Origin of the sequence: Hydrogenophaga sp. (assembly GCF_030373245.1) — a bacterium.
Lineage (GTDB): Bacteria > Pseudomonadota > Gammaproteobacteria > Burkholderiales > Burkholderiaceae_C > Hydrogenophaga.
In genome coordinates, this window is sequence record NZ_JAUCZF010000001.1 from 548,452 (window position 1) to 568,289 (window position 19,838).

Here is a 19,838-nt window from a genome sequence, read left to right on the forward strand (position 1 = left end):
TAGACCCGTTCCGGAGTCTCCCCGCAATGCCCCCGCCACGGGCACCGGCGGCCGCCGCCCCACCCAGTTGACCTCACCGCACACCCACCATGAAATTCCAAGGCTCCGAGAACTACATCGCCACCCAGGACCTGATGCTGGCTGTGAACGCCGCCATCACCCTCAAGCGTCCGTTGCTGGTCAAGGGTGAGCCCGGCACCGGAAAGACCATGCTGGCCGAGGAGGTGGCGCAGGCGCTGGACATGCCGCTGCTGCAGTGGCACATCAAAAGCACGACCAAAGCCCAGCAAGGCCTTTACGAATACGACGCGGTGAGCCGCCTGCGCGACTCGCAGCTGGGCGACGAGAAAGTCAAGGACATCCACAACTACATTGTCAAGGGCGTGCTGTGGCAGGCCTTCACCGCAGACCAGCCCGTGGCGCTGCTGATCGACGAGATCGACAAGGCCGACATCGAGTTTCCAAACGACTTGCTGCGCGAACTCGACCGCATGGAGTTCTACTGCTATGAAACCCGCGAGCTGGTGCGCGCCAAACACCGTCCGCTGGTGTTCATCACCTCCAACAACGAAAAAGAGCTGCCCGACGCCTTCTTGCGCCGCTGCTTTTTCCACTACATCAAGTTCCCCGACGCCGAGACCATGCAGCGCATCGTCGACGTGCACTTCCCCAAACTGAAAAAGGAATTGCTGGCCGCCGCCATGAAGACCTTCTTCGATGTGCGCAATCTGCCGGGTCTGAAAAAGAAGCCCAGCACCAGCGAACTGCTCGACTGGCTCAAGCTGCTGATGGCCGAAGACATTCCCCTCGAGGCGCTGCAGAGTGCCGACAGCAAAGTCAGCATCCCGCCGCTCGTGGGCGCCCTGTTGAAAAACGAGCAGGACACCTCGCTGTTCGAGAAGCTGGTGTTCATGAACCAGAGAAACCGGTGAGCTTCGTTCAACCGATTGTTCTGAGTGATGACGGTATCCGCCTGGAGCCGTTGACCCTGTCGCACGAAGCGGGTCTGAGCGAGGCGGCGGCCGACGGCGAGTTGTGGAACTTGCGCATCACCTCGGTGCCTGCGCCTGACGAAACCCGTGCCTACATCCAAACCGCCTTGGCGATGCGCGAAGCCGCAGAGCGCTTCGCCTTCGCTGTGATCGACGAGGCCTCGGGCAACGTCCTGGGCAGCACCAGCTACCACGACATCCTGCCGGCGGTGAAGCGGGTGGAGATTGGCTACACGTGGTACGCCAAGCGCATGCAGCGCAGCCATGTCAACACCACCTGCAAGCTGCTCATGATGGGCCACGCCTTCGACACCCTGGACTGCCGAACCGTGGGCTGGCGCACCGACAACTTCAACTTCGCTTCGCAGCAGGCGATCGAGCGCCTGGGCGCGCGCAAAGACGGCGTAATCCGGGGTCATGCTTTGCGGCGCGACGGCACCATCCGTGACACCGTCATGTACAGCATGACCGCGGGCGAGTGGCCCGAGGCCAAGGCCCAGTTGCTGTACCGGCGCGCGCGCCACGCCTGACCCAGCGCAACAGGAGATCACCATGCTGATCGATTTTTTCTACACCCTGCGCTCTGCCAAGTTGCCGGTTTCGGTCAAGGAATACCTGATGCTGCTGGAGGCCTTGCAGGCCGATGTGGTCGGGCCGCGCAACCCCGATGCCTGCAGCATGGACGACTTCTACTTTCTGAGCCGCACCGCGCTGGTCAAGGACGAGAAGCACTTTGACAAATTCGACCGCGCATTCGCCGCCTACTTCAAGGGCGTGGAGATGGTCGCGGACTTCACCAAGCCCATTCCGGCCGACTGGCTGCGCCAGGAAATCGAACGCATCCTGTCCGAAGAGCAGAAGGCCAACGCGCCCAAGATGGACTGGGACGAGCTCATGGAAACGCTCAAGAAGCGGCTGGAAGAGCAGAAAGAGCGCCACGAAGGCGGCAGCAAGTGGATCGGCACCGGCGGCACATCGCCCTTTGGCAACAGCGGCCAGAACCCGCAAGGCGTGCGCATCGGCGGCAAGGGCGGCAACAAGAGCGCGGTGAAGGTCTGGGAGCAGCGCGCCTACCGCGACTACGACGACACGCAGGAGCTGGGCACGCGCAACATCAAGGTGGCGCTGCGTCGGTTGCGCAAGTTCGCGCGCGAGGGCAATGAGCTGGAGCTCGACCTGCCCGACACCATCCGCAGCACCGCGGCCAACGCGGGCTGGCTGGACATCAAGATGATTCCGGAGCGGCACAACAACGTGAAGGTGCTGCTGCTGATGGACGTGGGCGGCACCATGGACGAGCACATCCAGCGCGTCGAAGAGCTTTTTTCTGCCGTCAAGAGCGAGTTCAAGCACCTGGAGTTTTATTACTTCCACAACTGCGTCTACGACTTCATGTGGAAGAACAATCGGCGCCGCTACGCCGAGAAGTTTCCCACCTGGGACATCATCCGCAAGTACAACAAGGACTACAAGCTGATCTTCGTGGGCGACGCCACCATGAGCCCCTACGAGATCCTGCAGCCCGGCGGCAGCGTGGAATACAACAACGAAGAGGCTGGCGCAGAGTGGATGCAGCGCCTCACCCACGCGTTTCCGAGATTTGCCTGGATCAACCCGGAACCACAAGGCGTGTGGCAGTATCGACAGAGCATCAGCATCATCCAGCAGTTGGTGAGTCAGCGCATGTTCCCGCTGACCCTCAAAGGGCTGGAGGACGCGATGCGAATGCTCTCGAAATAGCTGTTGCATGAACTCTTTCCTTCTGCGCCGCGTCCTGCGGGCGCGGCGGTACCTGCTGGGGTGCGCTCTTTGCCTGCCGGTGCTGGCTTTTGCCCAGGCCCCGCCAACGGCTGCGAGCGTCAGCAGCTCGACTGCCCACACCGCAACGGCTTCAACCATCTCAAACGCCGCGGCCACGGGCACGACGGCGCGTTTCGACATCGAAGTCCAGACCGAGTCCGATGAGCTGCGCGACTTTCTCCTGCGTCACATCGAGTTGCAGCGCTTTCGTGAGCTGCCCGACCTCGACGACAGCGAACTGAGTCGCCTGGTCGATCAGGTGCCCGACAACCTCGGCGACCTGCTGGGCACGCTGGGCCACTTCAACCCTGTGGTGGCGGTGCAGGCCTTCCCGTCGGGTGGCGAGGTGACCGCGCCGCTGGGGCGCGTGGTGATCCAGGTCGAGCCCGGCCCCTTGACCCGGGTCGAATCGGTGCTGATCGCGTTTCGGGGCGAGATCGCTGATTCGCCACAGGCCGCCGAGCAGCGCGCCGCGATTCGAAACGCGTTTTCCATGAAGGCCGGTGACCGCTTCACCCAGGCCGACTGGGACAGCGCCAAGGCCGCCGCCCTGCGCGCCCTCACCGCCACCCGCTACCCTGCTGGCCGCATCGACGGCAGCCTAGCCGATATCGACCCGAGCAGCCAGACCGTGCGCCTGGCCCTGGAGCTCGACTCGGGGGAGCCGGTGCGCATTGGCGAGGTGCGCATGGAAGGCGCTGAGCGCTACGACAGCGAAGCGGCAGAAAACCTGGTTCGCCTCTCGGGACTGGTCGAGGGCAGCGACTACGACCTGCGCCAGTTGCAGGAAGCCCAGCGGCGCATCGCCGAGACCGGCTACTACGACTCGGTGTTCGTCTACGTCGAGCCCAGTGCTGACCAACAGGTGGCGCCGGTGCGGGTGCAGGTGCGGGAAAGCCCGCGCCAGAAACTGGTGTTCGGCATCGGCGCCAGCACCGACAACGGCGCTCGCCTGTCCATCGAGCACACCCACCATCGTGTTCCAGGCATCGACTGGCGGGTGATGAACAGGCTGCTGATCGAGCGCGATGACCAGCTGATCGCCACCGACTGGACCTCGCCGGTCGACCGTCGGGGCTGGCGCTGGATCGCTGGCGCCCAGGTCGCGCGCCAGATCGATGGCTTCGACACCACCACCAGCCAGCGTCTGCGCCTGGGCCAGGCGCAAGACAACCTGGCGCTCGACCGCAGCTTTTTCCTGCAGTACGACCGGGCCATCTCGAAAAACTCGCTGATCCGTTCGCTCGGGCCGGGTGTGGCGGAGTCCTCACTCACCGGCAACTATGCCTGGACGCGTCGGCGCTTCGACGATCTGGTGCAGCCCAACAGCGGCCATGGCCTGGGCATCGACCTGGGTGTGGGTACCACGTTGTCGCCCATTCGCCGGCCGTTTGTGCGCAGCCATCTGCGCTGGCTCGGCTACTGGCCACTCGGCTCGGCCAGCGATGACACGATTCAGACGGCCGAAGTGGCGTTGGGAGAAGCCCGGCCCGCACCCTCTTCCAGCAACGCGGGTCGCCTCGCGCTGCGCCTGGAGGGGGGTGCGGTCTGGGCGCAGAAAGACGCACCCGTGCCCGAAACCCAGCTGTTTCTGACTGGCGGAGACGGCACGGTGCGCGGATACGGCCTGCGCGACATCGGCATCGCACAAGCCGATGGCGGCGTGCGGCCGGGTCGATACCTCGCTGTGGCCAGTCTGGAGTGGCAGCGACCGCTGGTCCGCCAGGGCGTGCGCACGCCTTGGGAGTCGGTGCTGTTTGTCGACGGCGGCGCGGTGGCCGACCAGCCGGGAGATCTGCGTCCGAGCTGGAGCGTGGGCACCGGCCTGCGCTACAAAAGTCCGGTCGGTCCGCTGCAGGTCGACCTGGCCTACGGCCTCGATGACAAGCGCCTGCGCCTGCACCTGAGCGTGGGTTTCACGTTCTGATGACACCCGCCTCCAACGAACCGCGCCCAGCGGCAGACCCGGCTCCAGCGCAGGTCAAGCGCGGAGCCCTCGGCCGTCACGCGCTCGGCGGCGCCCGAGGCCTGGGCTGGCTGCTGGTGTGGTTACCCGGGGCCCTGCTGGCCCTGCTGCTGGCGGCCCTGATCGTGCTCTGGGTCTGGAGCGGCACATCTGGCTCACTGGCGCAGGCGCTGGCCTGGACCCAGGACTGGATGCAGGAGCAGCCCGCCGAGGCAGGCCGGCTCGATACCCAGGGCGTGCAAGGCACGCTGCGCGAAGGTGGGCAGATCGAGCGCCTGCGCTGGACCCAGCCGGGGCTGACGGTGGAGGCCGACGCGGTCCGCCTGCGCTGGGGCAAGGGCGTCTGGCTCGCCGCGCTGCGAGGTCAAGGCGTGGCGTTGCAGGAACTGGCCATCGGTAGCCTGCTGGTCCGGGATGAGCGGGCGCCCAAGCCCACCGAGCCTTTGCAGTCGCTGAGCTTGCCCATCGACATCACCCTGCCGTGGTCGGTGGGTCGTTTCGAGCTGGCAGGCAACTCGACCCTGATACTGAGCGAACTCAAAGGCCTGTACCACTACGGCCTGCTGACCCCGGACAGTCCCCCCAGCCAGGGTCTGATGCCTGGTGTGGACGCAGCGCACCAGCTCACACTCGACTCGCTGCAACTGGCCCAAGGCCGCTACCGCGCCCAGCTCGTGCTCGGCGCCGCCGCGCCCATGCCAATCAAGCTCAGCGCCCAAGGTGAAGTGAGCGCCACGGTGCCCGGCGGCGAAGCCCTGACCCTGTCCGCCACAGCCGAGGCAACGGGCATCCTGGCCGGGGCCAGCGCCTCGCTGGACGTGAGCGCCCAGGTGCGGGACACCCGCGCTGCCCAGGCCAGCCCCACCCTGCAGGCCACTGCGCGCATCTCGCCCTGGGCTGCGCAGCCCGTCGTTCAGGTCAACGCGGTGGCGCACCAGCTGGACCTGTCCCAGCTCTGGCCACAGGCGCCGGTCACCGCGCTCTCGGGCGATGTGCAAGCCGCGCCCCAGGACGGTGCCTGGATCGCCCGAGCCCAGCTCAGCAACCGTGCCAGCGGGCCCTGGGACCTCAAACGTCTGCCGATCGACCGCCTGCAAGTCGAGCTGGAGCAGCGCGGCAGCCGCTGGCTGGTGCCCAGCCTGACAGCGCGTGTGGGAGGGGCCGAGCTGGTGGCCCAGGGCGACTTCGATCCGGCCACCACGCAAAAGACGGCCACCTGGAATGGCACGCTCAAAGCAGCGGGCCTGAACCCCGAGTTGCTCTGGAGCACGCTGGCGCCGCTGGCGCTGGACGCCGACCTCAGCGCCAGCACCACCAGCCAGACCGACACCATCGCCCTACGGGCGCGCATCGTGCCATCGGCCTCGCAGCCTTCTCGAGCGCAGGCGGGTATTCGCCTGCGCGAAGTGCGGATGGAAGGCCAATGGCTGGCCAACACCGGGCAAGCCGGTGTATTTGCGTGGCAAGAGGCTTTGCTGAAAGCCACTGACCTGAGCCTGAACAGCCAGGGGCGCCTGGACGTGGCGAGCAAAGCATTCAACGGAGCGGTGGCTTTGCAACTGCCCGGCGCCCAGGGCGCGTTCAAGGGCGAGGTGGCGCACGCACAAGGCTCGGGTGAGCTTTCACTCAAAGTCGACAACGCTGCGCAGGTGCTGGCCTGGGTGCGCAGTCTTGAAGCCTTGCCAGTGGCAGGCCCCGCCCTACAAACCTGGCTGCAGGCGCAGCCCGCGCTGCGCGACCTGCAGGCCCAAGGGAGTGCCCAGCTCAGCGCCACCTGGCAAGGCGGCCTGGGCGAGCTGGGCTTTCCCGCGCCGAGCCCGGCGAGCGCGCCGCCAGCCCGTGGCAAGCCTTTGCAGCTGCAGGTGAGCCTGACCGTGGCGCGCCTGGAGGGCCGCCTGCCCGCGGTCTCCAAGGCGTCCACCGCCAGCACGCCTGCCACCAGCGTGAGCGCAGCAGGCACCAGCGCCTGGTCTGTGCGCGATCTGCGACTGAAGGCGGACGGCCGCCTGGCCGACCTCGCGCTCAATTTGCAAGGCGAAGCCGCGCTGGCCCCCTGGCGCGCACAGTTTTCGACCGCGGCGCGTCTGAAGAATGCGCTCGCGGGGATGAGCGGACAGGGGCCCAGTCCTCGCGGCAGCGACAGCAGCGGCATCGACCTCACCCAGCTGGAACTGCAGCTGCAAGATGCCTCCCAACCCCTGCGCCCGGTGGACTGGCTGCTGCGCAGCGAACAGGCGGTCTCGATCACCTGGTCCACCGCGGCCACCGGGCCCAGCGTGCTGGCCGGGCCCGGTCGGCTGAGTCTGCTGCCCACGTTCTCGCCCGCTGCCGCGCCTGCCGGCCGCGCAGCCAGCCGCATCGCGCCCAACCCACCCGCCACCAGCCCGATGACGCTGGCCTGGGACACACTGCGCTGGCAAGCCAAGGCGCTGCAGACGCGAGGCCAGCTGCGCGGCCTGCCGCTGTCGTGGATCGACGCGCTGGCCACCGCCCCGGGCGCATCGGCCGGACCGTTGGCTCTGGCTGGCGTGCGGGGCGAGTTGGTGTTCGACGGCGACTGGGATGTGTTGCTGCCCGAGCCCGGTGCCGCTGATGCCGCACCCCTTCGCTTGACCGCGCAGCTGCAGCGGCGCACAGGCGACCTTTCCGTGCAAACCGACACCGCAACTGGCGCCTCTGCGAACGGTGGTGCGCGCGAGTCGCTGAGTGCTGGCGTGAAAACAGCGCAGCTGGCGATCAGCGCGCAAGGCAATCAGGTCGAAGCCAGCCTGCGCTGGGACAGCGAGCGGCTGGGTCAGGCCCGTGCCGATGTCCGCACCAGCTTCAACGCCAACGCACAGCCGGCGCCCGGTACCTCCCCGCTGGACGCCTGGTGGCCCGCCAGCACGCCGATCAGTGGCACGCTCCAGGCCGAGCTGCCGCAAGTGGGCGTGTGGTCGGCGCTGGCGCCGCCAGGTTGGCGCATGCGCGGCACGCTCAAGGCCGAGGCCGCCATCAGCGGCACACGCGGTCAGCCCAATTGGCGCGGCAGTCTACAAGCCGAAGAGCTGGCTTTGCGCTCGGTGGTCGACGGCTTTGAATTTTCGAACGGCCGGTTGCGCGCGACGCTGCAAGAGGAGCGCATCACCATCGAGCAGCTCACCCTCGAGGGTCCCGGCGGGCGCGAATCAGGCGGCCAACTGCAGGCCAAGGGCCAAGCCCAGTGGCGGGCCCCGACACCAGGCGCACCCCGCGAGCCGCTGATCGACCTGGAGGTGAGCGCTGATCAGTTGCGCGTGTCCAACCGGCCCGACCGGCGCCTCACCCTCTCGGGCACGGTCAAGGCCCAGCTGGCGGGTCCGCGCCTGCAGCTGCGCGGCCAGCTCACCACCGACTCGGCCCTCATCATCCTGCCCGACGAACTCGCCCCCACACTGGGAGCCGACGTGATCGTGCGCGGCGGGCGCAACCTGCCGCAGGGAACGGGCACGGTGCAGGTGCAGCCCGACATCGAAGTCGTGCTCAACCTCGGACGGCAGTTCGAGGTCCGCGGACGCGGACTCAAGACCCGGCTGAGGGGCGAGGTCACGGTGCGGGCCACGCCCCTGCAGCCCACACCTCGCGTGCTCGGCGAGGTGCGCACCGTCAGCGGCACCTACCGCGCCTACGGTCAGAACCTCATCATCGAAACCGGGGTGTTGCGCTTCACCGGCCCCTACGACGATCCCACGCTGGACATCACCGCCATCCGTCCGCAGATCGGCGAGGGTCAGCGCGTGGGTGTGCAAATCACCGGAAGCGCCCAGGCGCCGCGCGTGCGCCTGTTCTCCGACCCCGAGCTGCCCGACAGCGAAAAGCTGGCCTGGCTGGTGCTGGGCAGGCCCGCCACCGGCGCTGGCGCTGAAGCTGCGGTGTTGCAACAGGCCGCGCTGGCGCTGCTGGCACGCAATGGGGGCCAGCTCGACGGCGGACTGGCCAGCGCCCTGGGTCTGGATGAGCTCGGTTTCCGCGGTGAAGGCACCAACGCCGACGGCAGCACCAGCGCCGCCGCCCTCACGCTGGGCAAGCAGATCTCGAACAAGCTCTACCTGAGCTACGAGCGCAGCGTCATCAGCACGCTGGGCACCGTCTCCATCTTTTACGACGTCTCACGGCGCCTGACGCTGCGCGCACGGGCGGGTGAGGAAAACGCGATCGATCTGATCTTCACGCTCCGGTACGACTGAGCGCGCTGGCAACGCGCGCTGCGTTCGATGAGCCCCCGCCTTACAATCCCCCGCTGCTTTCGCCGCCATAGTTCAATGGATAGAACGAGCGCCTCCTAAGCGCTAGATACAGGTTCGATTCCTGTTGGTGGTACCAGATCAAGATCCCAGAAAGTCCCAGAAAGCTCTTGAAACCCGCATCTTCACTGGCATTGCGGGTTTTTTCTTGTCTCACTGGGTGCCAGGACATACCATTACATACCGCCCAAAAAGTGGCACTTCTGGCGGTATCGAAAAACTTGGCCAGCGGAGATACCGCCAAGGGGGTTGTATGGGACTCACCGACACTTTCGTCAGAGCCGCCAAACACAGCGGTGCGGCTGCGGGCGACAAACACACGGATGGCGGGGCTATGTACCTGCTGGTCAAGGCCAGCGGAAAGTACTGGCGCATGAACTACCGCTTCGCTGGGGCGCGCAAAACGCTTGCGCTGGGCGTCTACCCCGCCGTCACACTGGCCCAGGCCAGACAGCGGCGCGACAAGGCCAGAGCCTTGCTGGCCGACGGCGTCGACCCGAGCACTGCGAAGCGCCAGGAAAAACAGGCCAAGATCGCCGAGGCAGCGAACACATTTGAGGCCGTGGCTCGGGACTGGCTGGCGCGCACATCGGCCAAGCGCGCGGAAATCACCCAGGTGAAGGTCCAGACCTGGCTGGAGAAGGACGCCTTCCCCTTCATCGGCAACATGCCCATCGCCACCATCGGCCCGCGCGACGTGCTGGAGCGAGTAGTGCGCAAGCTCGAAGCTCGCGGCGCGATCGACACCGCGCACCGTCTGAAACAGCTGTGCGGCCAGGTGTTCCGCTACGCCGTGGTCACCGGGCTTACGGAGCGCGACGTCACAGCCGACTTGCGCGACGCGCTGACCGCCAAGACCAAGTCCAACCACGCCGCCATCACCGACCCCAGACTGCTGGGCGAGCTCTTGCGCTCCATCCAGGACTTCAAGGGCCATCCATGCACTCTGGCCGCCTTGAAGCTGTCCCCGCTGGTGTTCGTGCGGCCCGGAGAACTGCGCACGGCGGAGTGGGCCGGAATCGACCTCGATGCCGCCGAGTGGCGCATGCCCGGTGCCAAAATGAAAATGAAACACGATCACATCGTGCCACTGTCCCGCCAGGCTGTTGAAATTCTGCGTGGCGTGCAACCAGTCACCGGGCATGGTCGCTACGTGTTCCCAAGCCTGCGCACTGGCGAGCGCCCAATGAGCGAGAACACGGTGAACGCCGCATTGCGCGCCATGGGCTACAGCGCCGAGACCCACACAGGCCACGGCTTTCGCGCGACCGCCCGCACGATCATGGACGAGGTGTTGAACGAACGTGTGGACCTCATTGAGCATCAGTTGGCTCATGCTGTGAAGGACGTCAACGGTCGGGCCTACAACCGCACCGCACACCTGCCCGCGAGGCGGCTGATGATGCAGCGGTGGGCAGACTATCTTGACGGGCTGCGTTTGGGGACGGAGTGTGCGGGGCCGTCTGGACCGGCCTAGTTGAAGTGCTTCGTGGAGGGCTACTTGAGTTGTGTTTTTGCTCGGCCCTGCAGGCGTTCGTTGCGCTGGAGTCAATGGCGCTTGTGCAGCGATAGCTGCCGGTAGTTGCCTCCAGGCTTACGAACGCTGACTGCCACGAAAAGGCCCTTTGAAACAGCGACCGGCTCTGCGCTGAGTGGCGGCTGTCGTAGGTACTGAGGCCATAGGACGACTGCGACCGGGTATGTGTGCCTAAAGGTGAGGTCGAGGCATCGTTTACCGCCTTCAATCTCGCCACGGCGATGCAAGGCAACGTGCGCTAGCGTTCTATGCGCTCATACCCAGCCACAGCAATGGACAAGATCCTCGCCAAGCTGCCGTAGCACCACTACACCGAATCGCCTCCGTGCGGCTGCGGCCGCACGGAGGCTCTTTTTGAGTCATTCGTCGCGGCCGTCTTGAATAGCGGGTATGTGAAGTCGGTCAGGACCGGTTCTTTGGCCGCCAGAGGTCACTCGGATGCAGATGTTTTGCCTGCTGCTGGTTTGATATCAGCCCTGGGGTGTACTGCGATCTGCGAACGAACTTGTCCAGGCGAGGCAACAAGCGCCTGGATATGAACACTGAAAAACTGGAACTGGTGCTCATTTGGAATTTGGTGTCCCGATACTTTCTACCCGTCAGGACCGGCGGGCAAAGTGAAGTATGCGCAGGCAATATGACACCTTGATTGCAGCGCCAGCCTACGCGGTGTGGGTGAGGCAAAGAAATGCGGGTGACACATTCGGCAGGCTCAATGGTGGAATGTCGACACACCCTGAACTCCGTGCCGAACACGCCCTCCAATCGGGTCGATCCCGTGATGTTGCGTGGTTTCTCTGGATGGGTGCTGGTCAAACCGACCGCCCCTTGCGCCTGAGGTGTGCGATCGTCACGGCCGACTGGAGCTGGTTGCCATTGGCCGCCGTGCTCGGACTTACCCTGGTCGTCAGGACGAACTCCATCGGCCCCGTGCTGCAGGCCTTGGTGGTGGCGACGCTGCTGCAAGTACTGGTCAAACGGTTGGCGAAAAGACTTTCCTCGCGGCGCCCGTTCGCCATCGGTCTTTGCGCCAACCACCTCCAGCATTCGGATCGGGGCGGAATGCCCAGCACTCACGCCGCGGTGATGGCCTGTCTGGCCGGGTCGCTGTCTCCATGGATGGTTGTCTGGCCCGAAATCGCCTTGGTGCCAATCATTGCTGTGATCACCGCATGGGCGCGGGTTCACGCAGGCGCCCATTTCCCCTCGGACGTGCTGGCGGGACTGATGCTGGGAGCGTCATGTGGGTACACAGCTTCACAAGTCTCTTCTTGGGCCTGATGATCTGCACCTCGATTTCGGGCAACTCGCCACGCGGCTGAGGCGTGCCTGGAGAGAGGCGGCGTTGCAGGCCAACGACCGACTGCGAGCACCCAACAACCTTCAACACCATTTGTCCGAGCGCTACGCGTGCCAGCTTGTGGGGCTATCCCGCGACAGCTATCTGTCAATCACTTCTTAGGGCGGCCAGTCTTCAGCTTTTCCACAGTAGCGACAGCTTTGAGCAGTTTTTGATTGTCCAGAGCAGCGAGCAACTCAAGGCCGGCCCGCACCAACTCACCCTTTTTCACGTCGGTGCCCAGAGCAATCAATCGCTTTTTCATTTCAACAAGTCGCTTGTGCTCGGCCTCTGGGAACGTGAAACTGTCCCGAACCATTTTGGCTTTTTGTGGCCGTTGAGTCGTCTTGCCTGCCTTCGGCTTGGGCGCGATTGCCTTGACAGAAGTCCGCTTGACAGGCTCCGCAATGCCGCTCTCGTCTGCGGTCCTGATGCCGCGTTGTTTGACCACGATTCTTTTGGGTGCCTTCACAGCGGCCCTTGGCGCTTTCTTGACAGGACTTGATGCTGTGGTCTTAGGTTTAACCTTGACTGGCTGTTCCACTGGGCCAGCAGCAGGGCCGGTTGGCTGGGTGGCTGCGTTTTTGTTCATGCTCTTGATCCTTGGAGTTAACTGTATAAACAGTTTATATCAAGCGCGATCCTGGCATCAATAGGAAAAGTATCATTCCCCGCCCTGGCAACGCCAAGTGCCACTTCTCATCAAGATCGAGCGCATAACGTGCGCAGGGCAGACATTCTCTTCGCATTCATTTGGACAGCCCGAGGAGACAGATCCGGCAAAGCCCGGACCTGGAATCGACGTCTTCTAAGTACGATCCGTTTGACACGCCCAGGGGGTCAGGCCCGAGCGTCACCCCACCGCAGGGAGTGCGAATCGTCGCCCGCATAAAGCGTCTGCCCGTGACGATCCACGCAGTACTGACGCGAGACGATGGTTTCAACAAACTGCATGTCGGGTGCGATGCGCGTGTACTCAAAAAGAATACTTCGCTCGACCCGGGCGTTCTCGCGAATCACACAGCCGTGTCCGATCCAGGTCGGCCCGACAATTTCCGCGCCATTCTCAATGTGCACGCCCGAGCCGATATAGACTGGCCCCTTCACCTTGACCTGGTCCCAATCCACACGGGTACCGATGCCCACCCAAACACCCGGCCGAATCTCGCGACCCGGCATTTTTAATCTTACGATTTCGCCCTGAAGCACGCGCTGCAGAACGGTCCAATAATCGCTGACTCGACCAATGTCGATCCAGTTGAACGGACGGCTTTGCACATAGAAGGGCGCTTGCTCCGCTGCCAGGGCGGGGAAGAGCTGTGAACCAAAGTCGTAGACCACGCCGGGTGGTACCCGATCCAGCAATTCGGGTTCAAAGATGTACACACCGGTGCTCACCAAGTTGGACTGTGCTTCCTCGGGACTGGGCTTTTCCTGGAAGGCCAGAATGCGCCCGCTGTCGTCGGACACCACCACACCGTAGTTGGCTACGTCAGCGCGCGGCACTTCCAGACCCACGATGCTCGCCAGCGCCTGTTTCTGTCGGTGCTCGCTCAGGGCTGCACCAATGTCCAGGTCGATGAGAGCATCGCCGCACAGCACGATGGCGGTGTCGTCGAAGAAGCCGCTGAAGTCCTGGATACGCCGCATACCGCCAGCCGAGCCCATCGGCCTCGGAAGAATATCGCCGTGCTCTCGTACTCCTTCGTAGGCATAGCAAATCTCGACGCCCCACCGTCGACCGTCACCAAAGTACTGTTCAATGCGCTGGTAGTGGTAGGCCACATTGACCATGATCTCGTTCACACCGTGAGCGGCCATGTGCTCAATCAAGTACTCCATCACCGGCTTGCCCAGAATAGGCACCATGGGCTTGGGCAGGTCTTTGGTCAGGGGTCGTACCCTCGATCCTTGACCCGCTGCAAGAATCATTCCTTTTGCCATGCTGTGAATCCTTAGAGTGTTGGTCGTTTGCAGGACATTTACCAGCGCATCCAAGTGCAAACGTGGGAACGAAAAAGCACTAAGGCGTCACAGGGCTTTTGTTCGCGTCGAGCTGGTCGCGCACCGCTTCCAGGCGGTTCTCCAGATCGACGCGGCCCATGCCGCTGAAGGGTTCCAGGCGAAGCACGGTGTCAGACGCACTGCGGTCGCGACACTGATCAACCAACTCACGGCCCGTCGCGTACAGCTTTTCATTGCGCTGTTCGCATGCTTCCACCCGACCCGTCAGCTGGGTTTGCTGAGCTTGTGCCTGGGTCTGAGCTTGTTGTGACCTCTGCACCGAAGCAGCGAGCTCCCGCTCCAGGGAAGACACCCTGCCCTGCAGGGCCTGAACCTGTGCGGCTTGCTCCTCGTTCAGCGCCTTGAGGCGGTCCCGCTCGGCCGAAAGACCACTCACCTCGCGCTGCATCCGCTGGCGACCCGCCGACTCTGCCCGCTCCCTGGATTGCGCGCGCTCCACCGAGGAAGCGAGCTCAGCGCGCTCGGCCTCGGCAGATTCAAGTTTCTCTCGAATTCCTGCCAGTTCCTGATTCGCCTGTTGTACCTGCTGCTGCGCTCGACGCAGCACTTCGCGCTCGCGGCTTGCACGCTTGTCGTCCTGGGCCCAGGAAGGCACCAAGGACGTGGCGACCAGCATCGCCAACACGGTGAATTGAAGTAATCGCCTGTTCATCAGCTGTCTCCCATCGGGTAACCACGGCTCTCCTGCACCTGAAAGCCTTCTTCCTGAGCACCTGCTTGCTCAAGCCGCTTGGAGATCGTTTCGCGCCCGAGCTGGCGAGACCAGTAGAGCGGCGTCAATCCATCGCGATCAGCCATGTTTGGATTCATCCCACGGCGAAGCAACAAATCGGTCATCGCAGGAAGATCATTGGAAATGGCCAACATCAACAGGTGGTCACCGGTGCGATCCCTTACATCGGCGCGAGCGCCAGCCTGCAGCAGCGCGTCTGCGGTCGCCAATTGGTTCATGCGCACCGCCAGGACCAATGGCGCCACGCCGTTAAGTCCCATTGCATCTGGGTCGGCACCTCTGCTCAACAGCAGATTGACCACTTGCACCCGACCGTTGAGCGTAGCCCCGGCAAGGGGAGTGAGAGAGGCCGCTCGGCCGTCGACGTCAGCACCTTCCTTGAGCAGCAGTCGCACAAGTACCAGATCACCCGACGCTGCAGCGTAGGTGAGTGCGGTATTGCCCAGCGCATCCAGTCCGTTGACCTTGGCGCCTGCTTGCAGTTGCCGCCGCAGCTCGCTGGCGTCGCCTTTGCGCGCAGCATCCAGGAAAGCCTGATCGCGCGCTGAAACGCCTGGCTGCGAATACTCCCGAATGGCGTCACTCATGGCCCTAAGCTCTTGCGGTGACGTCCGGAAACGAGGCACATCCTCGGGCGCCAATGCGCTCTGCGCGATGCGGTCGCGCAGAGCCAGTGTCTGAGGGTCTCTTTGGGCACAAGCACTCAGCCCAAAAGAGATGATCAGCGCCAGTGTGCATAGACTGGCGACGCGCTTCGATTGAAAAACTTCAGAACCGCGCATTGAAATACACCTGCAAGGTGTTGATAGACAACGGCAACCCGGAGATCTCGCGGCTGGAGAGCCAGCGCCCACTCAGCCAGGTGTTGCGGCTCAGACCGTACTGCGCCCCAACGATGAACCCCTTGCTGTTGGTACCCCCGAGGTGGAAGTCCGAGTCGGTGAAAGCGTCTACCACCGCATCTGACTCAAGGTAGCGGTAGGCCAGCGAGAGTTGCCAGTCGTCTTTGAGCAGCATGCTCGGCATACCCACGGCCACTCGCACCAGATAGCCCTTGTCCTCTCGGTTCACGGCTAAGCCGCTCCGAGACTGGATGCGCGCTGCGTCAAACCCAATGTTGCGCACAAAATCGGCCGAGAGGATCACGTGCGCCGGATCAAAGAGGCGGTAGTCCACCACGCCCGTGAGGCTCAGGACCTTGTAGTCAGACGCCAGTGCGAACGGCCCCCCCGCCACCTGCGGGTTGGAAATATTGAACAGGGTATTGCCCTTCTGGCGAACGCGCGGGGCGGTTTCGTCGTTCGCGCTCAACCCGACCGGGTTGAGTTCTCCGCTGATATTGCGAAAGTCATAGACAGCCAGTCCCAGCTTGGCACGCAGGTCGTTCGATGGCACCCACTCGACCCCGGTCTGCGCACCGATCATGTACTTGCTCTTGGCGCGGTTGCTCAGCGAACGCTCTATATCCTGTAATGGAAAAACGCCAGCAGTCGCAAACGGACGCCATACCTTGGTCGAGGCCACACTGTCTTCCAGTTGCACGGCAAGACCGTCGAAGCTCAGGTCATCGTCCCAGACCAGGTCGGTGCTGAAGAAGGGATTGGGAATTCGGCCTGCTGAGGCGCTCAGGCCAGCGTAATCCTGGGTTGGACGCCAGCGCAGGAAAGCCCGATCCAGAGCGAAGCCCAGTTTGCCATTCGAATTGCCCAGCGTCTGGTTGGTCGAGACCGGGTCGCCGGTGCTGCCGGTGACAAGACGAAGATTGGCCGATAGGTCTGTCGTCACCCGCGCTGCGATGCCAAGGCGAGCGCGCAGGCGGCCGCGGTCGCGGTCTTCGGTGGTGTTGTCGACATCCTGACCGGCGGCCTGAAAGAAGAGCTCTGGCGCGTTGCCGTCGGCAAACATGTCGCGCTGGTAGCCCAGTCGAACATCGCCCTCGAGGCGGAAGCGATCGACCCACTCGGGCACCGCATTCACATCACCCCAGCGCTCGGCCTTGGCCTGACTCACCACTTCCTCGCGCACCTGCTCAGCGATCTGTTTGCGCACCGATTCGGGCACCAGCTGCACCCGCACAGTGGACGGCTCAATTCGCTGGACTTCAGCCACAGTGGCCTTGGCCTTGCTTTCCGCCTGCTTGACCAGCTGATCGGCCTTTTCAGCCGAGAGCACACCCTGCTGAACCAGTGCCTGAATCAGGTTGAGGGTGGTCTGCTTGAGGGTTTCCAGGTCCTCTCGGTCTTGGGCCTGTGCCAGCCCTGTCGACATCAGTGCCGCGATCGCGACGGCTCGCAGTACAGGCAGTTGGTTTAGCTTCATGACATGTATCCGTGGTTCAAGTGCGTTTGGAGGAAAAATCAGGAACGCGCCGACACGCGCAATCGAATCGGTTGTGGCATGTCACCGGGCGCTCCCTCGCGCACCGCGCCCGCTGAACGAAGTGCCAGACGCAAAGCCTCGTCGAGATCCGGGTTGTCTGACGGACCAACCAGCTCGACGCGTGTGATGACGCCATTGGCGTCTACCCAGACGTTCACATTGCGCTGGTACTCGGGAGCACTGCTCAGCTTCTTGTCGCGCGAAACGGCGTCGGTGATGCGCTCTTTCACCAGAGCGCCATACCAGGCGAAGCGATCGGTCCCACCGCCCCCTCCTCCGCCGCTGCCACCGATCAGATCGCCACCTCCAGGTTTGCCCACCAGGCCAAACGAGTCACCTGTTCCACTTCCAGCAGCGTCTACGCCAAGGTCCGGACCCGGCGGTGGCGCCTCCGACGGTTTGTCGGGTGTGGCATCAGGTTTAGGCACATCGATCTTTTCCTGCTGCTTCGGAGGCGGCGGCGGAGGAGGAGGTGGAGTCTTGGGCGGAGGTGGCGGCGGTGGAGGTTTGAGCAGCTCGATCTGCTGCACGGAGCGGCGTTTCGTAGCCTCGACCGGTTTGCTTAGCCAGGTGTAGAGCCAGACGCCCAGGGCAACCAGCAAGGCCACAAGGCCCAACCACAGCAGCAGCCGAACAGCGCCCCCGGCGCTCGGTTTTTCAGATGTCACTTCACCAACCGCTGCGTCACCAGGCCAATCTGGTTGAGTTCCAGCCGCCCGAGCAGATCCAGCACCTCTACCACTTTGGCATATTGCACTGCAGAGTCGCCCTTGACCACGATCGGAAACTCAGGCGTCCCCGCCTTGAACTGCAGCAACCTGGCCTCAAGGTCTTGCAAGGTGGCCATGGGATAAGCGTCAAGATAGAGAGCGCCCGTGTCGGTGATCGTGATGGCTCGGGTGGCGGGCTTGGCCAGGCTGGGCGTGTTGCTGGCCTTGGGCAGATTGATCTTGATGCCCTGCACGGAAGCGGTCGTCATAAGAATGAAAATGACCAACAGCACATAAGCCAGATCCAGCATCGGCGTGATGTTGATGTCGTCGTAGACGGCACCGTCTTCTTGAGCTTTGGACATGTTCAGCCTCCGTAGTTCTCAGCCATCTGCGTGACGAACTCATCCACGAACACGTTCATGTCCACCGCGATCTCCTTGATGCGCGTTTGCAGGTAGTTGTATCCAAAGAGCGCGGGGATGGCCACACCCAGACCCGCCACTGTGGCAACCAGCGCGGCAGCAATGCCTGGTGCGATGGCGTTCACGTTCACATCGCCGGCTGCCGCAATTGCTGCGAACGTGATCATCACGCCCACCACCGTGCCCAGGAGACCCAGAAAGGGCCCGCCGGAGATGGCAATGGTGAGCAGCACCATGCTCTTGTCCAGGCGCTGACGCTCGCGGGTGAGCTGCGCGTCCAGGCTGGCCCGCACAGCAGCCATGGCGTTGGCAGAGACGACCGGGAGCCCGCCTTCGGAGTGCGCCGCGGTGGAAAAGCGGCCCACCAGCTCGCGCGCACCCACCTGATAGATGCGGTGCAGGGATGATTGAGCAAAGTCTTTTTCGCGCGCTGCGAGTTGATCCAGCCGTTGCACGTGTCCTTGGGTCACCGGTTCGGCCTTGCGCAGCGAGGTCGTCAGCTTCACAAAGGCTTCGGAAAACTGCAGGTTGTTCTTGGTTTGGGCAGATATCAGGACCGCCTTGCGGTACATCACCCAAAGGGCAATGAAAAACATAAACACACAAATCACCACCACCACCCAGCCATCGATGGTGAGGTTGTTCATGGTCGCCATGAAATAGCCGGTTTCGCCGCCCGCTTCGGTGGTTTCCTCAGGACTGAACTTCACCAGCTGGCTGTTGAGGCCTTGAGACGTGGCCTGCAGCCGCATCCAGTCGGCGCTCCGTGCGCCGCTGGCGACGTGGACTTCGTCGATCTCACCCCTCAGGCCTGCACCCACACGCAAAGCACCCCCTGGCGCAAATGCGGCCGCCAGATCGGCTGCTGGCAAACCGTCGAGGTACAGCGCGGCACCGCTGGGGCCATGCACCACCGCCAGATGATGCCACCCGCCAACACTCAAGGAGCCCGTGGCCTGGGCGCGGGCGCCCGCCATTTCCAGAGACGGTATGCCGGCCTGCAGCGCCAGCGTGAGGTCTCCATAGCGCAGCAGTTCACCGTCAGCGGTATCGGGCTTGAACCAGGCTGAGAACGTGAAGGCGCTGGCCGATTGAAGTGACGCACTGTTCAGTTCCAGACCAGCGCCGTCGGCCTGCAACCGGGCCGCACCAGCGATCAATCCGCTGGCGCTGAAGGTCACGGTCCCAGCGCTGGCCGGGTTGCCTGCTGGCGAGGCGTCTTGCGGCAGGCCCGTGGAATCGCTGAGGTGCCAGGTTGCGACCTGGGTCTCGTCGTACACCGGCGCCGCATTGGCGGCCACAGCCTGATCGTTGCCGTAGTAGAGCCAGATGTGCTGGGCACCGCTGCCGGGCGAAATCGTTGGCACCCGCACCCAGACAAAGGCCAGCTCGTTGAGCACATCAAAGCGTTCAATCTGAAAGGGCAACTCGGTCTTGTCGTCCTCGGCCACGAAACGGATGTCGATACCGTTCTCGCCCGCGCTCAGGAAGTCGAAGTTACCAGTGGACAGGCGAATCAGCACCGGCGCGCCTTGCACTTCTGCGGACAGCCCGATGGACTGGGTGTCGAGCGAGATCTTTTTCCGGATGGTCCAGGCTTCGTTCCACCAGGCGTGAGCCGACAGGGGCAGCAACAGCGCGCACAAGGCAATGGTGATAAGGCGTTTCAT

General features: G+C 63.7%; 15 protein-coding genes and 1 tRNA gene. 8 read left to right on the forward strand and 8 right to left on the reverse strand.

The window, feature by feature from the left end; genetic code table 11:
- Positions 1-89: 89 nt before the first annotated feature.
- The 8 genes from QUV25_RS02725 (at position 90) to QUV25_RS02760 (ending at position 11,838) form a co-directional block, all read left to right on the forward strand.
- Positions 90-932, forward strand: a complete 843-nt coding sequence (locus QUV25_RS02725; protein ID WP_300861115.1) for a MoxR family ATPase — start codon at positions 90-92, stop codon at positions 930-932.
- Entirely contained in the window at positions 929-1,522 is a 594-nt protein-coding gene (locus QUV25_RS02730; protein WP_300861116.1) for a GNAT family protein, read from the forward strand. The genes QUV25_RS02725 and QUV25_RS02730 overlap by 4 nt, the downstream gene beginning before the upstream one ends.
- A 22-nt stretch (positions 1,523-1,544) precedes the next feature.
- Positions 1,545-2,732: a VWA domain-containing protein gene (locus QUV25_RS02735; RefSeq protein ID WP_300861117.1), complete on the forward strand. Its 1,188-nt coding sequence runs from the start codon at positions 1,545-1,547 to the stop codon at positions 2,730-2,732.
- 7 nt (positions 2,733-2,739) lie between these two features.
- The gene (locus tag QUV25_RS02740; protein WP_300861118.1) at positions 2,740-4,719 is read left to right on the forward strand and encodes a BamA/TamA family outer membrane protein; all 1,980 of its coding nucleotides are present in this window, start codon (positions 2,740-2,742) and stop codon (positions 4,717-4,719) included.
- Positions 4,719-8,963 carry a translocation/assembly module TamB domain-containing protein gene (locus tag QUV25_RS02745; RefSeq protein WP_300861119.1) on the forward strand — a complete coding sequence of 1,415 codons (4,245 nt, stop codon included), beginning with the start codon at positions 4,719-4,721 and terminating at the stop codon, positions 8,961-8,963. The genes QUV25_RS02740 and QUV25_RS02745 overlap by 1 nt, the downstream gene beginning before the upstream one ends.
- 61 nt (positions 8,964-9,024) lie before the next feature.
- Positions 9,025-9,099: transfer RNA gene (locus QUV25_RS02750), tRNA-Arg, on the forward strand.
- A gap of 174 nt (positions 9,100-9,273) precedes the next feature.
- Positions 9,274-10,497, forward strand: coding sequence for an integrase arm-type DNA-binding domain-containing protein (locus QUV25_RS02755; RefSeq protein WP_300861121.1), 1,224 nt, complete (start codon positions 9,274-9,276; stop codon positions 10,495-10,497).
- A gap of 861 nt (positions 10,498-11,358) precedes the next feature.
- Entirely contained in the window at positions 11,359-11,838 is a 480-nt protein-coding gene (locus QUV25_RS02760) for a phosphatase PAP2 family protein (RefSeq protein WP_300861123.1), read from the forward strand.
- A gap of 170 nt (positions 11,839-12,008) precedes the next feature.
- Here the strand turns inward: QUV25_RS02760 and QUV25_RS02765 are convergent, their stop codons facing one another.
- From QUV25_RS02765 to QUV25_RS02800, 8 genes are all read right to left on the reverse strand, one after another.
- Complete coding sequence (locus tag QUV25_RS02765) at positions 12,009-12,488, reverse strand: hypothetical protein (protein WP_300861124.1); 480 nt, start codon at positions 12,486-12,488, stop codon at positions 12,009-12,011.
- Between the two features lie 248 nt (positions 12,489-12,736).
- The gene (locus QUV25_RS02770; RefSeq protein ID WP_300861126.1) at positions 12,737-13,840 is read right to left on the reverse strand and encodes an NDP-sugar synthase; all 1,104 of its coding nucleotides are present in this window, start codon (positions 13,838-13,840) and stop codon (positions 12,737-12,739) included.
- 79 nt (positions 13,841-13,919) lie between these two features.
- Entirely contained in the window at positions 13,920-14,573 is a 654-nt protein-coding gene (locus QUV25_RS02775; RefSeq protein ID WP_300861128.1) for a hypothetical protein, read from the reverse strand.
- On the reverse strand, positions 14,573-15,241 hold the full coding sequence (locus tag QUV25_RS02780) for an ankyrin repeat domain-containing protein (protein WP_300861130.1): 669 nt from the start codon (positions 15,239-15,241) through the stop codon (positions 14,573-14,575). The genes QUV25_RS02775 and QUV25_RS02780 overlap by 1 nt, the downstream gene beginning before the upstream one ends.
- Before the next feature lie 181 nt (positions 15,242-15,422).
- Positions 15,423-16,973 (reverse strand): putative porin, encoded by a 1,551-nt coding sequence (locus tag QUV25_RS02785; protein ID WP_300861131.1) that lies wholly within the window; start codon positions 16,971-16,973, stop codon positions 15,423-15,425.
- Positions 16,974-17,011: 38 nt separating this feature from the next.
- Positions 17,012-17,701: a TonB C-terminal domain-containing protein gene (locus tag QUV25_RS02790; RefSeq protein WP_300861132.1), complete on the reverse strand. Its 690-nt coding sequence runs from the start codon at positions 17,699-17,701 to the stop codon at positions 17,012-17,014.
- Positions 17,698-18,108 (reverse strand): biopolymer transporter ExbD, encoded by a 411-nt coding sequence (locus QUV25_RS02795; RefSeq protein WP_300861134.1) that lies wholly within the window; start codon positions 18,106-18,108, stop codon positions 17,698-17,700. Before QUV25_RS02795 ends, QUV25_RS02790 begins: the two co-directional genes overlap by 4 nt.
- Positions 18,109-18,110: 2 nt before the next feature.
- Complete coding sequence (locus tag QUV25_RS02800) at positions 18,111-19,838, reverse strand: DUF2341 domain-containing protein (RefSeq protein ID WP_300861135.1); 1,728 nt, start codon at positions 19,836-19,838, stop codon at positions 18,111-18,113.